The organism is Shinella sp. 20P9.1.1 (genome assembly GCF_057798995.1).
In genome coordinates this window covers 212,160-225,359 of sequence record NZ_JBYOLC010000010.1, presented here as the reverse complement: position 1 = coordinate 225,359, position 13,200 = coordinate 212,160, and the positions used below count along the sequence as shown (strand labels likewise).

Sequence of the window (13,200 nt, the reverse complement as noted above, 5' to 3'; positions counted from 1 at the left end):
ACAGCTTCGGGAACTGAAGCAACAACGCGTGTCGTGTTATGCCGTCGCGCGCAGTCATTAGGAGAAAAAACTAGCACTGCCGGCAAAGGTTGGAATAGCCGCCCTCGAAAAAGATGAAAATCTATAGATTATGTATCTAATTCATCCTGATCTGGAGGGACGCCATGATCATTTCCCGTCGCATTTTCTCGATGGCTCTTGCCTCTCTCCTCGCCTTGCCGATTCTCCCCGGCGCGCCGGCTCAGGCTTCCGACAAGACGGTCCGTATCGGCTACCAGAAATACGGTACGCTCGTTCTTCTGAAGGGCAAGGGCTTGCTCGAGGAGAAGCTGGAGAAGATCGGCTACACCGTGAGCTGGACGGAGTTTCCGGCCGGTCCGCAGCTCCTCGAGGCGCTCAATGTCGGCGCCGTCGATTTCGGCACGACCGGCGAGACGCCGCCGATCTTCGCGCAGGCCGCGGGGGCGCCGCTTATCTATATCGCGCACGAGCCGCCGGCAGCGCGCGGCGAGGCGATCCTCGTGCCCAAGGACAGCCCGATCAAGACGGTCGCAGATCTCAAGGGCAAGACGGTGACGCTCAACAAGGGCTCGAACGTTCACTTCCTGCTGGTGAAGGCGCTGGAAGAGGCAGGCCTCAAATATAGCGATGTCAAGACGTCCTTCCTGCCGCCGGCCGATGCCCGAGCCGCCTTTGAGCAGGGCGCGGTCGATGCCTGGGTGATCTGGGATCCCTTCCAGGCGGCCGCAGAAGTAGCGACCGAAGCGCGCGAGCTGCGCAACGGCGAAGGCATCGTGCCGAACCATCAGTTCTATCTCGGAGCCAAGACCTTCGTTGAAAACAATCCGGAGGCGGTCGATGTGGTGATCGAGGCCGTTGCCGAGATCGACGACTGGGCGAAGGCCAATACGGCCGCCGCCGCCGCCGAGCTTGCGCCCTCCGTCGGCATTCCCGAGGACGTGCTGGCCATCGCTCTGGAACGCCAATCCTTTGGCGTCAAGGCCATCGACGAGAGCGTGATCAAGCAGCAGCAGGCGATCGCCGATACATTCTTCGGCCTCGGCCTGATCCCGAACAGGATTTCGATCGCCGACGTCGTGCGCAAGGGTGGTGCCTGATGGCGGACACGTCGGTGGCCGGTTATGCTGCCGGCGAAACCCGCAGGCTGAATTTCAGGGGTCTGGGGACTGCGCTGGCGCCCTGGGCTCTTCCTCTCGCGCTGCTGGTGGCCTGGGAGATCGCCGCGCGCACCGGTCTCGTCACCGCCCGCCTCATGCCGGCGCCGACGACCGTCGCCATCGCCTTCTGGCGCTCGCTGCTGAACGGCTCGCTTCTCGTCCACACGCTCGCTTCCACCCAGCGCGCGCTGATCGGCCTTCTCATCGGTGGCGGGCTCGGCTTCCTGGCGGGCGTCGTCAACGGTCTCTGGAAGCCGGCCGAGACCCTGTTGGACAGCACGCTCCAGATGGTGCGCAACATCCCGCATCTGGCGCTCATCCCCCTCGTCATCCTCTGGTTCGGCATAGACGAGACGGCAAAAATCTTCCTTGTCTCCATCGGCGTCTTCTTTCCGATCTACATCAACACCTTCCATGGCGTGCGCACGATCGATCCACAGCTCGTCGAGATGGCCTCGGTCTATGGGCTTGATCGCAAGGCGCTCATCACGCGGATCATCCTTCCGGGCGCGCTGCCCTCCATCCTCGTCGGTCTGCGCTATGCGCTCGGCTTCATGTGGCTGACGCTCATCGTCGCCGAGACGATCTCCGCCACCAGCGGCATCGGCTATATGACGATGAACGCGCGGGAATTTCTGCAGACCGATATCGTGCTGCTGGGCATCATAGTCTACGCGCTGCTCGGCAAGCTTGCAGATGTGGCGACCCGTGCGATCGAAAGGCGCGTGCTGGTCTGGCATCCCGCCTATCAGGCCCGGCAGGGAGAGCAGCGATGAGCGCCGCCGATTTCTACGTGCCGGACAGCGCGGCAGGCTTGCCGATTTCGCTGTCGCGAGTGGAGAAATCCTTTGGCCGGCTGAACGTGCTCGGAAATGTAACCCTCGATATCCCGGCGGGCCAGTTCCTGGCCGTGGTCGGCCGGTCAGGTGGCGGGAAGTCGACCTTGATGCGCCTCATAGCCGGCCTCGATACGCCGGGCGGCGGTCGTGTAGCGATCGGCGGCCGTAAGGTCGAGCGCCTTCATCCTTCCGTGCGCCTGCTGTTTCAGGAGGCGCGTCTGGTGCCGTGGCAGCGCGTCATCGAGAATGTCGGCATCGCCCGCGGGCCGGACTGGCAGGAAAAGGCACGGCGCACGCTTGCCGATGTCGGGCTGGAAGGGCGCGAGGACGATTGGCCGAGCGTCCTGTCCGGCGGGCAGCGGCAGCGCGTGGCGCTCGCCCGTGCGCTGGTCAGCGAGCCGCAGATCCTGCTGCTCGACGAGCCCTTCGGCGCGCTGGACGCGCTCACGCGCATCGAGATGCATCGCCTGCTGGAGGATATCTGGGTACGACGCGGCTTCACCACGGTACTGATAACCCATGACGTCGCCGAAGCGGTGGCGCTTGCCGACCGGGTCGTCGTGCTGAGCGAAGGCGCCGTCGCGCTCGACATCGGGATCGATCTCGAGCGTCCCCGGCGGGAGCTCGCCGACCCGCGCGCCGTCGATCTCCAGCGCCAGATTCTGGAGGCGGTATAGGCCATCCTTTGAGACGGCGGCGCGGGCGCGCCGACCGACATTTTCGCCTGCCTGTGTCGTTTCCCGCACCCGGGCCGGCTCTATCATTTTATCGAGGAGTACCCATGACCATCCATACGAAACCGGTCCATCTGCCGACCATCGACTTTTCCCGCTTCTATGGCAACGCGGACGAGCGCGCGGGCTTCATCCGGGAATTGACCCGGGTGCTGCACGATCACGGCTTCTTCTATCTGACCGGCCATGGTGTGCCGCAGAGCCTGATCGACGACGTGATTGCCGCCTCGAAGCGGTTTTTTGCGCTGCCGGAGGCGGACAAGCTTTCGATTGAGATGGTCAAGTCGCCGCATTTCCGCGGCTACAACCGGGCGGGCTATGAGCGAACCCGCGGCGAGCAGGACTGGCGCGAGCAGCTCGACATCAATACGGAGGGCGCGGCGGTCGAGGCCGGGCCGGAGACGCCGTGGAACCGCCTCTATGGGCCGAACCAGTGGCCAGAAGCCCTGCCGGAACTGAAGCCGCTGCTCTTGCGCTATCAGGCCGAGGTCACGCGCATCGGCATCGATGTGCTCAAGGCCATCGCGCTGTCGCTCGGCCAGCCGGAAAACGCGTTCGCCGAGATCTACGAGCCCTCGCCCTCGCAGCTCCTCAAGATCATCCGCTATCCCGGCCGCGAGGCTGCCGGCAGCGACCAGGGTGTGGGTGCGCACAAGGACGGCGGCTTCGTCACGGTGCTCCTGCAGGACACGACGCCGGGGCTGCGCATCCGCACCGAAGAGGGCGTGTGGATCGAGGCGCCGCCGGTGCCGGGCACGTTCATCATCAACAGCGGCGAGCTGTTGGAGCTTGCCACCAACGGCTTCGTGCGTGCCGACGTGCATGATGTCGTCACCCCGCCCTCCGGCACGGAACGTTTCTCCGTCGCCTTCTTCCTCGGCGCGCGCTACGACGCGACCATCCCGGTCATCCCCTTGCCGGAGGCGCTGAAACGCGGCGAGCGCGGCGTGACGGTCGATCCCCTCAACCCGATCTTCCGTGAGGTCGGCGTCAATCATCTGAAGAGCCGCCTGCGCTCGCATCCGGATGTCGCAGCAAAGCATCATCCGGACCTGCTGCATCTGCTGGAAAAGCCGGCCAAGGCCTGACGACGTGTTCCCGCCCCTTAAGGGGCGGGCATCCATTTCCACGGAGGATGACGTGCCATGCCCGGACACCAAAGCAATGTGGTTTTCCTCCCCGTCGAGGATGCCGCCCGGGGCGCGGTTACCACGCTGTGGGAAACCTTGCGGACGGAAGCGGCGGCGGCTGCGCAGCGTGATCAGGCGCTGGCACGGGCGATGAAATCGTCCGTGCTGATGCATGCAAGCCTGGGCCACGCGCTCTCCCATCGCCTGGCGATCAAGCTCGCCGACCATGATGTCGACCGCGACGAACTACTGGCGCTGATCTACAGCGCCTATCTGGACAGGCCGGGCCTGCTCGGCGCGGCAGCGGCCGATCTTCAGGCGGTGAAGGATCGCGATCCCAGCAACAGCGAGGTGCTGACGCCGTTTCTCTATTTCAAGGGCTTTTCCGCGTTGCAGGCCTATCGGGTGGGCCATTGGCTCTGGGCGACGGGCCGGCGCCACCTTGCCCGCCATATCCAGAGCCGGATTTCGGAAACCTTCGCAATCGACATCCACCCCGCCGCTTCGATGGGGCGCGGCATCATGCTGGATCACGGCAGTGGCCTCGTCATCGGCGAAACCGCCGTCGTGGAGGATGACGTCTCTATCCTCCAGAACGTGACTTTGGGTGGAACGGGCAAGGAGACCGGCGATCGCCATCCGAAGGTGCGGCGCGGCGTGTTGATCGGGGCGGGCGCGAAGATACTTGGCAATATTGAGGTGGGCATCGGCGCCAAGATCGGCGCGGGCAGCGTCGTCGTCCTTCCCGTCGCGCCCTGTACGTCCGTCGTCGGCGTTCCGGCAAGGCCCGTGGGAAAGCCGCATTCGGCCTTGCCCGGCGTTACGATGGACCAGACCTTGAGCGAGCCGGACTATATCATCTGAGCCCGTCCGGCGTCCGTTTGCCGGTGGCACATACGGCTTAGGCCGGCGCCGTTCTCGCGGCTGCCGGCCATGATCGATGGGGTAGAAACCAGGCTTTTCCTAGGAGGCAGACGTCAGCTTGACGTTGCCGCCATGGCCGCCGCCGCCAAAGACCTGGTGATCGCCGAAGGACGACCGCAGCTGGTTGCGCGGGCCGGGCAGACCAAGCTCGGGGAAGAGCAGTTCGGAGACGCGGTAGGCCTCCTCGAGATGCGGATAGCCCGAGGCGATGACCGTATCGATGCCCAGCGCCTGGTATTCGCGCAGGCGCGCGGCGACGGTCTGCGGCGAGCCGACGAGGGCCGTTCCGGCGCCCGAGCGCACGAGGCCGATGCCGGCCCAGAGGTTCGGCGAGACTTCCAGCTTGTCGCGCCGGCCGTTGTGCAAGGCCACCATGCGCGCCTGGCCGACGGAATCGGAATTCTTCGTCAGCACTTCCTGCGCGGAGGCGATGGCGTCGTCGGACAGCTTGGAGATCAACCGGTCGGCGGCCTCCCAGGCCTCGTCATCCGTCTCGCGCACGATGAAATGCAGGCGGATGCCGAAGGAGGCCTCGCGGCCCTTGGCGGCGGCGGCCTTGCGGGCATGGGCGATCTTTTCGGCGACCTGTGCCGGCGGTTCGCCCCAGGTCAGGTACTTGTCGACGAGGCCACCGGCAAAATCGATCGCCGCATCCGAGGAACCGCCGAAATAGATCGGCGGGCGCGGCTGCTGCACCGGCGGCAGGCCGAGCTTGGCGCCGATCGCCTTGATATATTTACCGTCGAGTGTCGAATGACCCGTCTCGATCAGCTCGTTGAAGACCTGGAAGAATTCTGAAGCGTGGTCGTAGCGCTCGTCATGCGGCAGGAAAATGCCGTCGCCGGCCAGTTCCTGTGCGCTGCCGCCGACAACGATGTTGAGCAGCAGGCGGCCGTTCGAGACGCGGTCGAGCGTCGAGGCGAGGCGGGCGTAGTAAGCGGGCGTGGCGGTACCCGGACGGATGGCGACGAGGAATTTCAGGCGCTCGGTGCGGGCGGCGAGATCCGCGGCCAGCACGAAGGATTCTTCGCAAGCTGCACCGACGGGGATCAGGACGCCGGAATAGCCAAGCCGGTCGACGGCCACGGCTATTTCGCGGAAATAGCCGGGATCGGCCGGCCGGGCCAGATCGTCGGAGCCGAGATAGGAGCCGTCGCCGGAGCTTGGAATGAACCAGAGGAAATCGAGGGGCTTGTCGGTCTGCGTCATGGAGGCCATCCTGCCTGTGCGGTCTGTCGATCGGAGGGCAGGGCGTCGCCTGTCCAGTCGCGGCCAGAATAATAAATTCTATAGTTTCAGTAAGAAATTATATTCCGTCCTGCGGCGCTTGTTGGAATTTTTCGTCGCCGGCGGCGTTTCGCCGAGCTGCCGGTCAGGGACGTTTCCCGCCGGATGCGAGCCGCTTCTCCAGCCACCGGCTATAGCGTGACGCGCCGAAGCAGATGACGAAGTAGAGGATCGCCACCACCAGATAGGCCTCGTTGAAGAAGCCCAGCCATTGCGGATCGGCGGCCGAGGCGCGGGCGGCATTGAGCAGGTCGAAGATGCCGATGACCGCAAGCAGCGACGTGGCAAGCAGGAAGCCGATGGCGAGATTGACCATGCCGGGAATGACGATGCGGAACGCCTGCGGCAGGATGACCAGCCGTTGCGTGCGCCAGTAGCCGAGACCGAGCGCGGTGGCCGCCTCGCGCTGGCCTGAGGGAATGGCTTGCAGGCCGGCGCGGATGACTTCAGCGATATAGGCCGCCCAGAACAGCGTGATCATCACAATGGCGCGCAGCATCTTGTCGAGGGAAAGCGCATCCGGCAGGGCCATCGGCAGGATGAGCATGGCGACATAGAGAATGCCGACCATCGGCGTGCCGCGCATCAGCTCGATATAGAGCACGGAAAAGGTCCTGAGGCCGCCCAGCATCGAGCGGCGGGCCAGCGCCAGCAGTACGGCGATCGGCGTTGCGGCGGCAAAACAAACGGCCCAGACGAAGAGCGTCACCGGCAGGCCGCCCCACTGGTTCGAGGCGATGGGCGTCGATGTGAACGTGCCCTGCATCAGAAGCCAGCAGGCAAGGATGGTGATTGGCCATGCGACGAGCAGGGGACGACCCCAGAAACGGGGCAGCGCGCTTGCCGTGAGGATGGCGGCGAGAAGCAGGATGACCAGCGCCGGCCGCCAGATGAGTTCGGTCGGATAGAAGGCGAAGAGGATGAAGCGTAGCTTCGCCGTGACGAAAGCCCAGCAGGCGCCCTCGCGGGTGCATGCCGCCGCGTCGCCGACGAAGGTGGCGTCGAGCACCGCCCAGCGAAACAGCGGCGGCAGGATCTGCGACAGCAGCAGCAGCGTTGCAACCGTGATCAGCGTGTTGGCGCGCGTTCCGAAGAGGCCGGTGCGCAGGGTCGTGAGGAGGCGAGGGGACGTTACGGTCATCGGGTCGAGCCCCGCAGCGCGACGCGGTTGTTATAGACGTTCATCAGAGCGGAAAGCGCGAGGTTGATGGTGAGGAAGGCGCCGATCAGGATGATCAGGGCTTCCATCGACTGGCCGGTCGTGTTGGCGGTGGTGTTGATGATGCTGACGAGATCGGGAAAGCCGATGGCGACGGCCAGGCTCGAATCCTTGGTGAGATCGAGATAGCTCGATGTCGTCAGCGGCGTGATGACGCGCAACGCCTGCGGCAGCACGACGAGGCGGATGATCTGGCCGTCATGCAGGCCGAGCGCGCGGGCGGCTTCCCATTGGCCCGCGCCGACCGACTGGATGCCGGCGCGTACGATTTCGGCGATGAGGGCGGAGAACTTCACGACAAGGCCGGTCAAGAGAGCGGCGAATTCCGGCGAGAGATTGAGCCCGCCGCGAATGTTGAAGCCGGAAAGGGCCGGCGCCTGCGCAACGGGCCGGGCGCCGGAGAGCGTAAGCAGCAGGAGGATCGCTGCGGTGGACAGGATAATGGCGGAGGCACCGGTGCGGCGCGTCAGCCGGCCGGAAAGGCGCAGTGCGAGGAGGAGCACACCACCAACTGCACCGACTAGGGCAAAAGCCGCGAGGATGCCGAACGGCGCGCCCTCCAGCGAGGGGGCGGGGATATAGACACCGCGATTGGTGAGGAAGATTGCATCGAACAAAGCGGGTGCCTGGCGCGGCGCGGGCAGTGCCTTGGCGAGCGCCATCCAGAAGAAGAGCTGCAACAGCAGCGGCGTGTTGCGCGTGATCTCGATGAACCAGCGCACGAGGCCCGAGAGCAGCAGATTGCGCGACAGGCCGGCAACGCCGATGACGACGCCGAGAATGGTGGCGAGCAGGCAGCCGAGCAGCGAGACCTTGAGCGTGTTGATGAGGCCGGCGGTGATGGCCCTCAGATAGGTATCGCCGGCGCGAAAGGCGATGGCGCTTTCGCCGATCTCGAAATTGGCGGAACTGGAGAGGAAGCCGAAGCCGGGCAGGATGCCGATGCGCGCCATGGTTCCGAGCACGTTCGAGACGAACAGCCAGCCAAGCAGCGCAAGCGCCGCCAGGAAGGCAAGCTGGCCGATTGGCCAGCCGCCCCACCAGGCGCGGATCTTGCCTGTTATGCCGGGTCGTGGGGGACCCGGCATAATGGCGGTGCGAAACACGCGTCTGTCAGACATCAACGGAACGGCGGCGAATAGAGCAGGCCGCCATCGGTCCACAGGCTGTTATAGCCACGGTCCCAGCCGAGCGGCTTGAGATTGCGGTCATAGATCTCGCCGTAGTTGCCGACGGTTTTGATGATGTTGTAGGCCCATTTCGGATCCAACCCGATATCCTTGGCGAAGGACGGATCGACGCCGAGGAAGCGCTGGATGGCCGGATCCTCCGATTCCAGGAACTGATCGACATTCGCCGAGGTGATGCCCCATTCCTCGGCCTGGATGGTGGCGTTCACCGTCCAGTTGACGAGCTCCAGCCAGCGATCATCGCCGCCGGCGATTGCCGGCGCGAGCGGTTCCTTGGAGAGGCGCTCGGGCAGCAGGACGTAATCGTCCGGCTTCTTCAGCTGGGTGCGCTTGCCGACGAGATCGGATGAGTCCTGCGTGATCGCGTCGACGCGGCCGGATTCCAGCGCATCGATGAACTGTCCGGTGTCCTCGATGGTGACGGGCGTGAAGGTCTTGCCGGTCTTGCGGAAGAAGTCGGCGACGTTCAATTCGCCGGTCGTGCCGCTCTGCGCGCCGATGGTCGCGCCGTCGAGATCGGCGGCCTTGGTCACGCCGAGATCCTTGCGCACCAGGATGCCCTGGCCGTCGTAGAAGACCGTCGGGCCGAAGTGGAAGCCGAGCTTGAAGGCGCGGGTGGCGGTGACCGTCACGCCGGACAGCAGGATGTCGAATTCGCCGCTCTGAAGGGCCGGCAGACGCTGCTGCGGCGAGGAGGAGGTGAACTCCACCTTGTCGGGCGAGCCGAAGACGGCGATCGACAGCGCGCGGCCGTAATCGACGAAGAAGCCCTTCCACTTGCCGTCACCGTCAGGCGCGAAGAAGCCCGGCGTGGTGCCGACGCCGACCTTGATCGCGCCGCGCTGGTTGATCTTGTCGAGCGTCGGGCCGGCATGGGCGAGACCGGAGAGCATCGTCGTGGCAAGGAAGGCGGCGGCCGCAGCCGACTGGATCACCCGCCGGAAGGCTTTTTGTACTATCATATTGAAATGTCCCCATTTTCAAAAAGAAACGAGCTTCCGCCGCCGGGTGGTTCTGCCGGGCGAAAGAAGATATTTTTATATTATCTATAAAATTAGTATATTTAAGAGTCTGGCATTTCAAATTTCGCCATGGATGCAGAAATTGCTTCTAAGACATCGGGCCTGGTCGGCTGATTTTGATAGAGCGTGAAGTGGAACGCGCAAGCATCGGGGTGACGACAAAGTCAGCCGGACGGGATCCCCTCCGATCCCTGCTTGCCTAGTCTGGTACTTTCAAAACGGATAAACGAGACGCGGGCCTGCGGGCATTCCCGGAATCGGCTCCGTCGGGATCGATCACGATCATTCGCAAACCGCGATGCGTGGAACCGTGGCACAGTTTGGCTGAAATGCCTTCCCCAATGTCCGATAAGCGGTCTGGACCGGCAGCGCGTTCCCGAGGTTGACGAGATGAGCCGGCGGTGGCGTGCACAGGATGTCCAATTCATGTGGCATCCCATTCGTGAAAGAATATTTCCTCTACCGCACTCATAATAATCCATAAAATCTATAAACTATTATCAATATCGCTAGGCTGGTCCCATTATCGTTTGAGGGGACAACCTATGAGCCAGCAACCCGAATCCATTCTCTCCAAGGGCCTTTCCCGGCGCAATCTCATTAAAGCCGCCGGCGTGACGGCCGTTGCCGCCGGCGCCGGTGTGATCGGCGCGCGCTCGACGCGCTATGCCATCGCCGGCAATCTCATTCCCATCAAGCTGGAATGGACCGAGGTGGCGGCCTGCCATTCGCCGGTCGGCTTCGGTCTCTCCAAGGGTATCTATGCCAAGCATGGCCTCGATGTGGAACTGTTCTACCAGGGCGCCAGTGGCCAGACGCTCATCCAGGCGCTGGCCACCCGCAAGGCCGAGGCCGGTCCGGGCCTGCTCTACGATTGGCTGAAGCCCATCGAGCAGGGGTTCGACGTGCGCCTGTTCGCCGGCTCGCATGGTGGCTGCCAGAGCATTCTCGTCCAGCCGGATTCCGACATCAAGACGCTGACCGATCTCAAGGGCAAGACGATCGGCACCTTCGACGTCATGTCGCCCTCGCGGGTCGCCTTCTCGGTCGCGCTCGCCAAGGCCGGCCTCAACCCGGAAACCGATGTCACCTGGAAGGTCTTCCCCTTCGATCTCGTCGCGGAGGGCGTGCTGAAGGGCGAGGCGGATGCCGTCGCGCATATGGACCCCTGGGCCTATTCCTACGAGAAGAAACACGGCTTCCGCCGCGTCGCCGATACGCAGACCGGCACGTTCAAGGACCGCGTCTGCTGCGTGCTCGGCGTCAACGGCGATTATTACGAAGCCAACAAGGATGCCATCAAGCGCGTCGCCGCCGCCAATCTCGAAATCCACCAGTACACGGCAAAGCACCCGGACGAAGTCGCCAAGTGGTATTTCGACACGCTGAAGCCCGGCCTGTCGCTCGAAGACCTGACGGAAGTGCTCGCCGCCTTCACCTATCACGACCACTGGTTCGGCAAGGACCTGCTGAAGGAAGTACAGATCGGCTACGAGGATCTGAAGCTCACCGGCGTCATCGATGCGGGCACCGATCCGGCCGAGATCGCCAACCGCATCACCATCGACATCTTCGCGTGATGCCATGAGCGCTGCGGTCGAGGATACATTTGAGAGTGCGGGCGAGGGGGCGGGGCGGCGATCCCTAGCCCTGCCGTTCACCGGCATCTGGCGCAACGGGCTTTTCGCGGCCGGCACGTGGGCTCTCACCGCGGCGCTGACCTATGGTCTGCCCGATGTCATCACCTGGGGCGCGACCGAGCTTTTTGCCGCCGTCGCGCTCGTCGGCGCGGGGATTTTCCTCGCGCTTTCGGTGACGGTGCACAGGCTCGGCAGCGTCGGCCGCACGCTCGTGCACTACGGGCCGTGGTTCATCGTGCTCGGCCTGTGGCTCGCCGTCTGGGAAGTGCTGACGGCCAAGCTGGGCTGGCTTCCAAAACCGTTCTTCTCGCCGCCGCAGGGCCTGCTGCATGTCTATATGACGGACTGGGACCGGCTGTTGATCTGCATCGCCTATACCGGACGGCTCTGGGGGCTCGGCTTCTTCTCGGGCATCCTCGTCGGCTTTGCCGGCGGCGTGGCGCTCGGCTGGTCGAAGCGTTTTGCCTATTGGGGCATGCCGCTTCTGAAACTGATCGGCCCGGTGCCGGCCAGCGCCTGGATCCCCTGCACCTTCTTCATCTTCCCCTCGACCTTCCACGCCTCGATCTTCCTCGTGGCGCTCGCGTCTGGCATTCCGGTGGCGATCCTCACGGCGGCCGGCGTCAGCCAGGTCAACCGCTCCTTCTATGACGTCGCCCGCACGCTCGGCGCCGACAATCGCTTCCTGATCTTCAAGGTGGCGATCCCGGCCTCGCTGCCGAACGTTTTCGTCGGCCTCTTCATGGGGCTCTACTATTCCTTCGCCGTGCTGGTTGTCGCCGAAATGCTCGGCGCCAAGTTCGGCCTCGGCTGGTACCTCCAGTTCAACACGGCCTATTCGGCCTATGCCAATGTCTATGCCGCCCTGATCATCATGGCGCTGATCTGCGCCGGGCTCGTGCGCCTGCTCTTCGTGGCGCGTGACCGCCTGCTCGGCTGGCAGAAGGGGATCCTCTGATGGCGCTCGCTCTTGCAGAAGCCGTTCCCGTCGAAAGCATCGCGCTCGATGTGAAAGGTGTTTCCCACCGCTACGACCTCGATGGCAAGGCGTTGCAGGTTCTCGACAATGTCAGCCTGACAATCGCGCCGGGCGAATTCGTCGCCCTGCTTGGGCCGTCGGGCTGCGGCAAGTCCACGCTGCTGCGTTTGGCCGCCGGCCTCGAAACCGCGACGGTCGGCAAGGTGCTGGAGGATGGGCGCCCCATCACCGCGCCGAACCCCGACCGCATCCTCGTCTTCCAGGATGCGACGCTGTTTCCCTGGCGCACGGTACGCGACAATATCGCGACAGGCCTCGAAGCCCGCCGCCTGCTCGACACGAAGGGCTATCGCATCGACGAGGTCCTGAAGCTCGTCAAGCTCGAAGGTTTCGCGGACTTCTATCCGCACCAGCTCTCGGGCGGCATGGCGCAGCGCGCGGCCCTTGCTCGCGCGCTGGTCAACGATCCGAAACTGCTTTTGCTCGACGAACCCTTCGGCAAGCTCGACTCGCTGACCCGCCTGCGCATGCAAAACGAATTGCTCGAGCTCTGGAAGAGCGCCGGCTTCACCGCACTGCTCGTCACGCATGACGTGGAGGAGGCGCTGCTGCTCGCCGACCGCGTCATCGTTCTGTCCGACCGGCCGGCCTCGATCGTCGCGGAAATCCGGGTCGACCGGCCCCATCCGCGGCGGCGCGACGATGCCACGCTGGTGGCGCTGCGCAGCCAGCTGCTCGAAAAGCTGGGGATCTCCCATGACGTCTAGCGCGCGCCTTTCCTATCACGCTGTTGCAGCGGCCGGCGGTGGCCTTGCTTTGCTGTCGCTCGGCTGGTGGTGGCTGATCTTCAGCAAGGTCGTCGAGGCGGATTATCTCACCGTCCGCCAGGCCGTGACCTGCATCGCCGGCGCGTCGGATCTCTGCGCGCTCGCCCAGGCGCTCTGCACAAACGACCATCTCTACGGCATCCGGTGGTATGCGCCGGAAGCCTTCTGGGCCGCAGCAAGCATCCTCGTCGCCGGCGTCCTTCTGTCAGCCCGTCCCGCGCGCGCCTGAAA

Annotated in this window: 13 protein-coding genes; 9 read left to right on the top strand and 4 right to left on the bottom strand. The window is 64.3% G+C overall.

What is annotated here, in order from left to right; genetic code table 11:
- Positions 1-164: 164 nt before the first annotated feature.
- The 5 genes from AC27VQ_RS18470 (at position 165) to cysE (ending at position 4,745) form a co-directional block, all read left to right on the top strand.
- Positions 165-1,118 (top strand): sulfonate ABC transporter substrate-binding protein, encoded by a 954-nt coding sequence (locus tag AC27VQ_RS18470; protein ID WP_488717426.1) that lies wholly within the window; start codon positions 165-167, stop codon positions 1,116-1,118.
- On the top strand, positions 1,118-1,954 hold the full coding sequence (locus tag AC27VQ_RS18465) for an ABC transporter permease subunit (protein ID WP_488717425.1): 837 nt from the start codon (positions 1,118-1,120) through the stop codon (positions 1,952-1,954). Before AC27VQ_RS18470 ends, AC27VQ_RS18465 begins: the two co-directional genes overlap by 1 nt.
- Positions 1,951-2,694 (top strand): ABC transporter ATP-binding protein, encoded by a 744-nt coding sequence (locus tag AC27VQ_RS18460; protein WP_488717424.1) that lies wholly within the window; start codon positions 1,951-1,953, stop codon positions 2,692-2,694. Before AC27VQ_RS18465 ends, AC27VQ_RS18460 begins: the two co-directional genes overlap by 4 nt.
- A 104-nt stretch (positions 2,695-2,798) precedes the next feature.
- Positions 2,799-3,839 (top strand): isopenicillin N synthase family dioxygenase, encoded by a 1,041-nt coding sequence (locus tag AC27VQ_RS18455; protein WP_488717423.1) that lies wholly within the window; start codon positions 2,799-2,801, stop codon positions 3,837-3,839.
- 57 nt (positions 3,840-3,896) lie between these two features.
- Positions 3,897-4,745 carry a serine O-acetyltransferase gene (cysE, locus tag AC27VQ_RS18450; RefSeq protein ID WP_488717422.1) on the top strand — a complete coding sequence of 283 codons (849 nt, stop codon included), beginning with the start codon at positions 3,897-3,899 and terminating at the stop codon, positions 4,743-4,745.
- A gap of 99 nt (positions 4,746-4,844) precedes the next feature.
- Here the strand turns inward: cysE and ssuD are convergent, their stop codons facing one another.
- From ssuD to AC27VQ_RS18430, 4 genes are all read right to left on the bottom strand, one after another.
- Complete coding sequence (gene ssuD / locus AC27VQ_RS18445) at positions 4,845-6,014, bottom strand: FMNH2-dependent alkanesulfonate monooxygenase (RefSeq protein WP_313532506.1); 1,170 nt, start codon at positions 6,012-6,014, stop codon at positions 4,845-4,847.
- Positions 6,015-6,177: 163 nt separating this feature from the next.
- Positions 6,178-7,233, bottom strand: a complete 1,056-nt coding sequence (locus AC27VQ_RS18440) for an amino acid ABC transporter permease (protein ID WP_488717421.1) — start codon at positions 7,231-7,233, stop codon at positions 6,178-6,180.
- Positions 7,230-8,432, bottom strand: coding sequence for an amino acid ABC transporter permease (locus tag AC27VQ_RS18435; protein WP_488717420.1), 1,203 nt, complete (start codon positions 8,430-8,432; stop codon positions 7,230-7,232). Before AC27VQ_RS18435 ends, AC27VQ_RS18440 begins: the two co-directional genes overlap by 4 nt.
- Positions 8,432-9,394, bottom strand: coding sequence for an amino acid ABC transporter substrate-binding protein (locus AC27VQ_RS18430; protein ID WP_488717433.1), 963 nt, complete (start codon positions 9,392-9,394; stop codon positions 8,432-8,434). The genes AC27VQ_RS18435 and AC27VQ_RS18430 overlap by 1 nt, the downstream gene beginning before the upstream one ends.
- A gap of 674 nt (positions 9,395-10,068) precedes the next feature.
- On the opposite strand from AC27VQ_RS18430, the gene AC27VQ_RS18425 reads away from it, so the two are divergent.
- Genes AC27VQ_RS18425 through AC27VQ_RS18410 form a run of 4 tightly spaced genes read left to right on the top strand, consistent with a single transcriptional unit; the run spans position 10,069 to position 13,198 of the window.
- Positions 10,069-11,103, top strand: coding sequence for an ABC transporter substrate-binding protein (locus AC27VQ_RS18425; RefSeq protein ID WP_313532095.1), 1,035 nt, complete (start codon positions 10,069-10,071; stop codon positions 11,101-11,103).
- A gap of 4 nt (positions 11,104-11,107) precedes the next feature.
- The gene (locus tag AC27VQ_RS18420; RefSeq protein ID WP_421589967.1) at positions 11,108-12,121 is read left to right on the top strand and encodes an ABC transporter permease; all 1,014 of its coding nucleotides are present in this window, start codon (positions 11,108-11,110) and stop codon (positions 12,119-12,121) included.
- Entirely contained in the window at positions 12,121-12,909 is a 789-nt protein-coding gene (locus AC27VQ_RS18415; protein WP_488717419.1) for an ABC transporter ATP-binding protein, read from the top strand. Before AC27VQ_RS18420 ends, AC27VQ_RS18415 begins: the two co-directional genes overlap by 1 nt.
- A complete protein-coding gene (locus tag AC27VQ_RS18410) occupies positions 12,899-13,198 on the top strand; it encodes a hypothetical protein (RefSeq protein ID WP_488717418.1) in 300 nt (99 codons plus the stop codon). Before AC27VQ_RS18415 ends, AC27VQ_RS18410 begins: the two co-directional genes overlap by 11 nt.
- The last annotated feature ends 2 nt before the right edge of the window (positions 13,199-13,200 follow it).

Coding starts and splice junctions, on each gene's coding strand:
- AC27VQ_RS18470 (WP_488717426.1), top strand. CDS start 165: ATGATCATTTCCCGTCGCATTTTCTCGATGGCTCTTGCCTCTCTCCTC.
- AC27VQ_RS18465 (WP_488717425.1), top strand. CDS start 1,118: ATGGCGGACACGTCGGTGGCCGGTTATGCTGCCGGCGAAACCCGCAGG.
- AC27VQ_RS18460 (WP_488717424.1), top strand. CDS start 1,951: ATGAGCGCCGCCGATTTCTACGTGCCGGACAGCGCGGCAGGCTTGCCG.
- cysE (WP_488717422.1), top strand. CDS start 3,897: ATGCCCGGACACCAAAGCAATGTGGTTTTCCTCCCCGTCGAGGATGCC.
- AC27VQ_RS18430 (WP_488717433.1), bottom strand. CDS start 9,394: ATGCTCTCCGGTCTCGCCCATGCCGGCCCGACGCTCGACAAGATCAAC.
- AC27VQ_RS18440 (WP_488717421.1), bottom strand. CDS start 7,233: ATGACCGTAACGTCCCCTCGCCTCCTCACGACCCTGCGCACCGGCCTC.
- AC27VQ_RS18415 (WP_488717419.1), top strand. CDS start 12,121: ATGGCGCTCGCTCTTGCAGAAGCCGTTCCCGTCGAAAGCATCGCGCTC.
- ssuD (WP_313532506.1), bottom strand. CDS start 6,014: ATGACGCAGACCGACAAGCCCCTCGATTTCCTCTGGTTCATTCCAAGC.
- AC27VQ_RS18435 (WP_488717420.1), bottom strand. CDS start 8,432: ATGTCTGACAGACGCGTGTTTCGCACCGCCATTATGCCGGGTCCCCCA.
- AC27VQ_RS18420 (WP_421589967.1), top strand. CDS start 11,108: ATGAGCGCTGCGGTCGAGGATACATTTGAGAGTGCGGGCGAGGGGGCG.
- AC27VQ_RS18455 (WP_488717423.1), top strand. CDS start 2,799: ATGACCATCCATACGAAACCGGTCCATCTGCCGACCATCGACTTTTCC.
- AC27VQ_RS18410 (WP_488717418.1), top strand. CDS start 12,899: ATGACGTCTAGCGCGCGCCTTTCCTATCACGCTGTTGCAGCGGCCGGC.
- AC27VQ_RS18425 (WP_313532095.1), top strand. CDS start 10,069: ATGAGCCAGCAACCCGAATCCATTCTCTCCAAGGGCCTTTCCCGGCGC.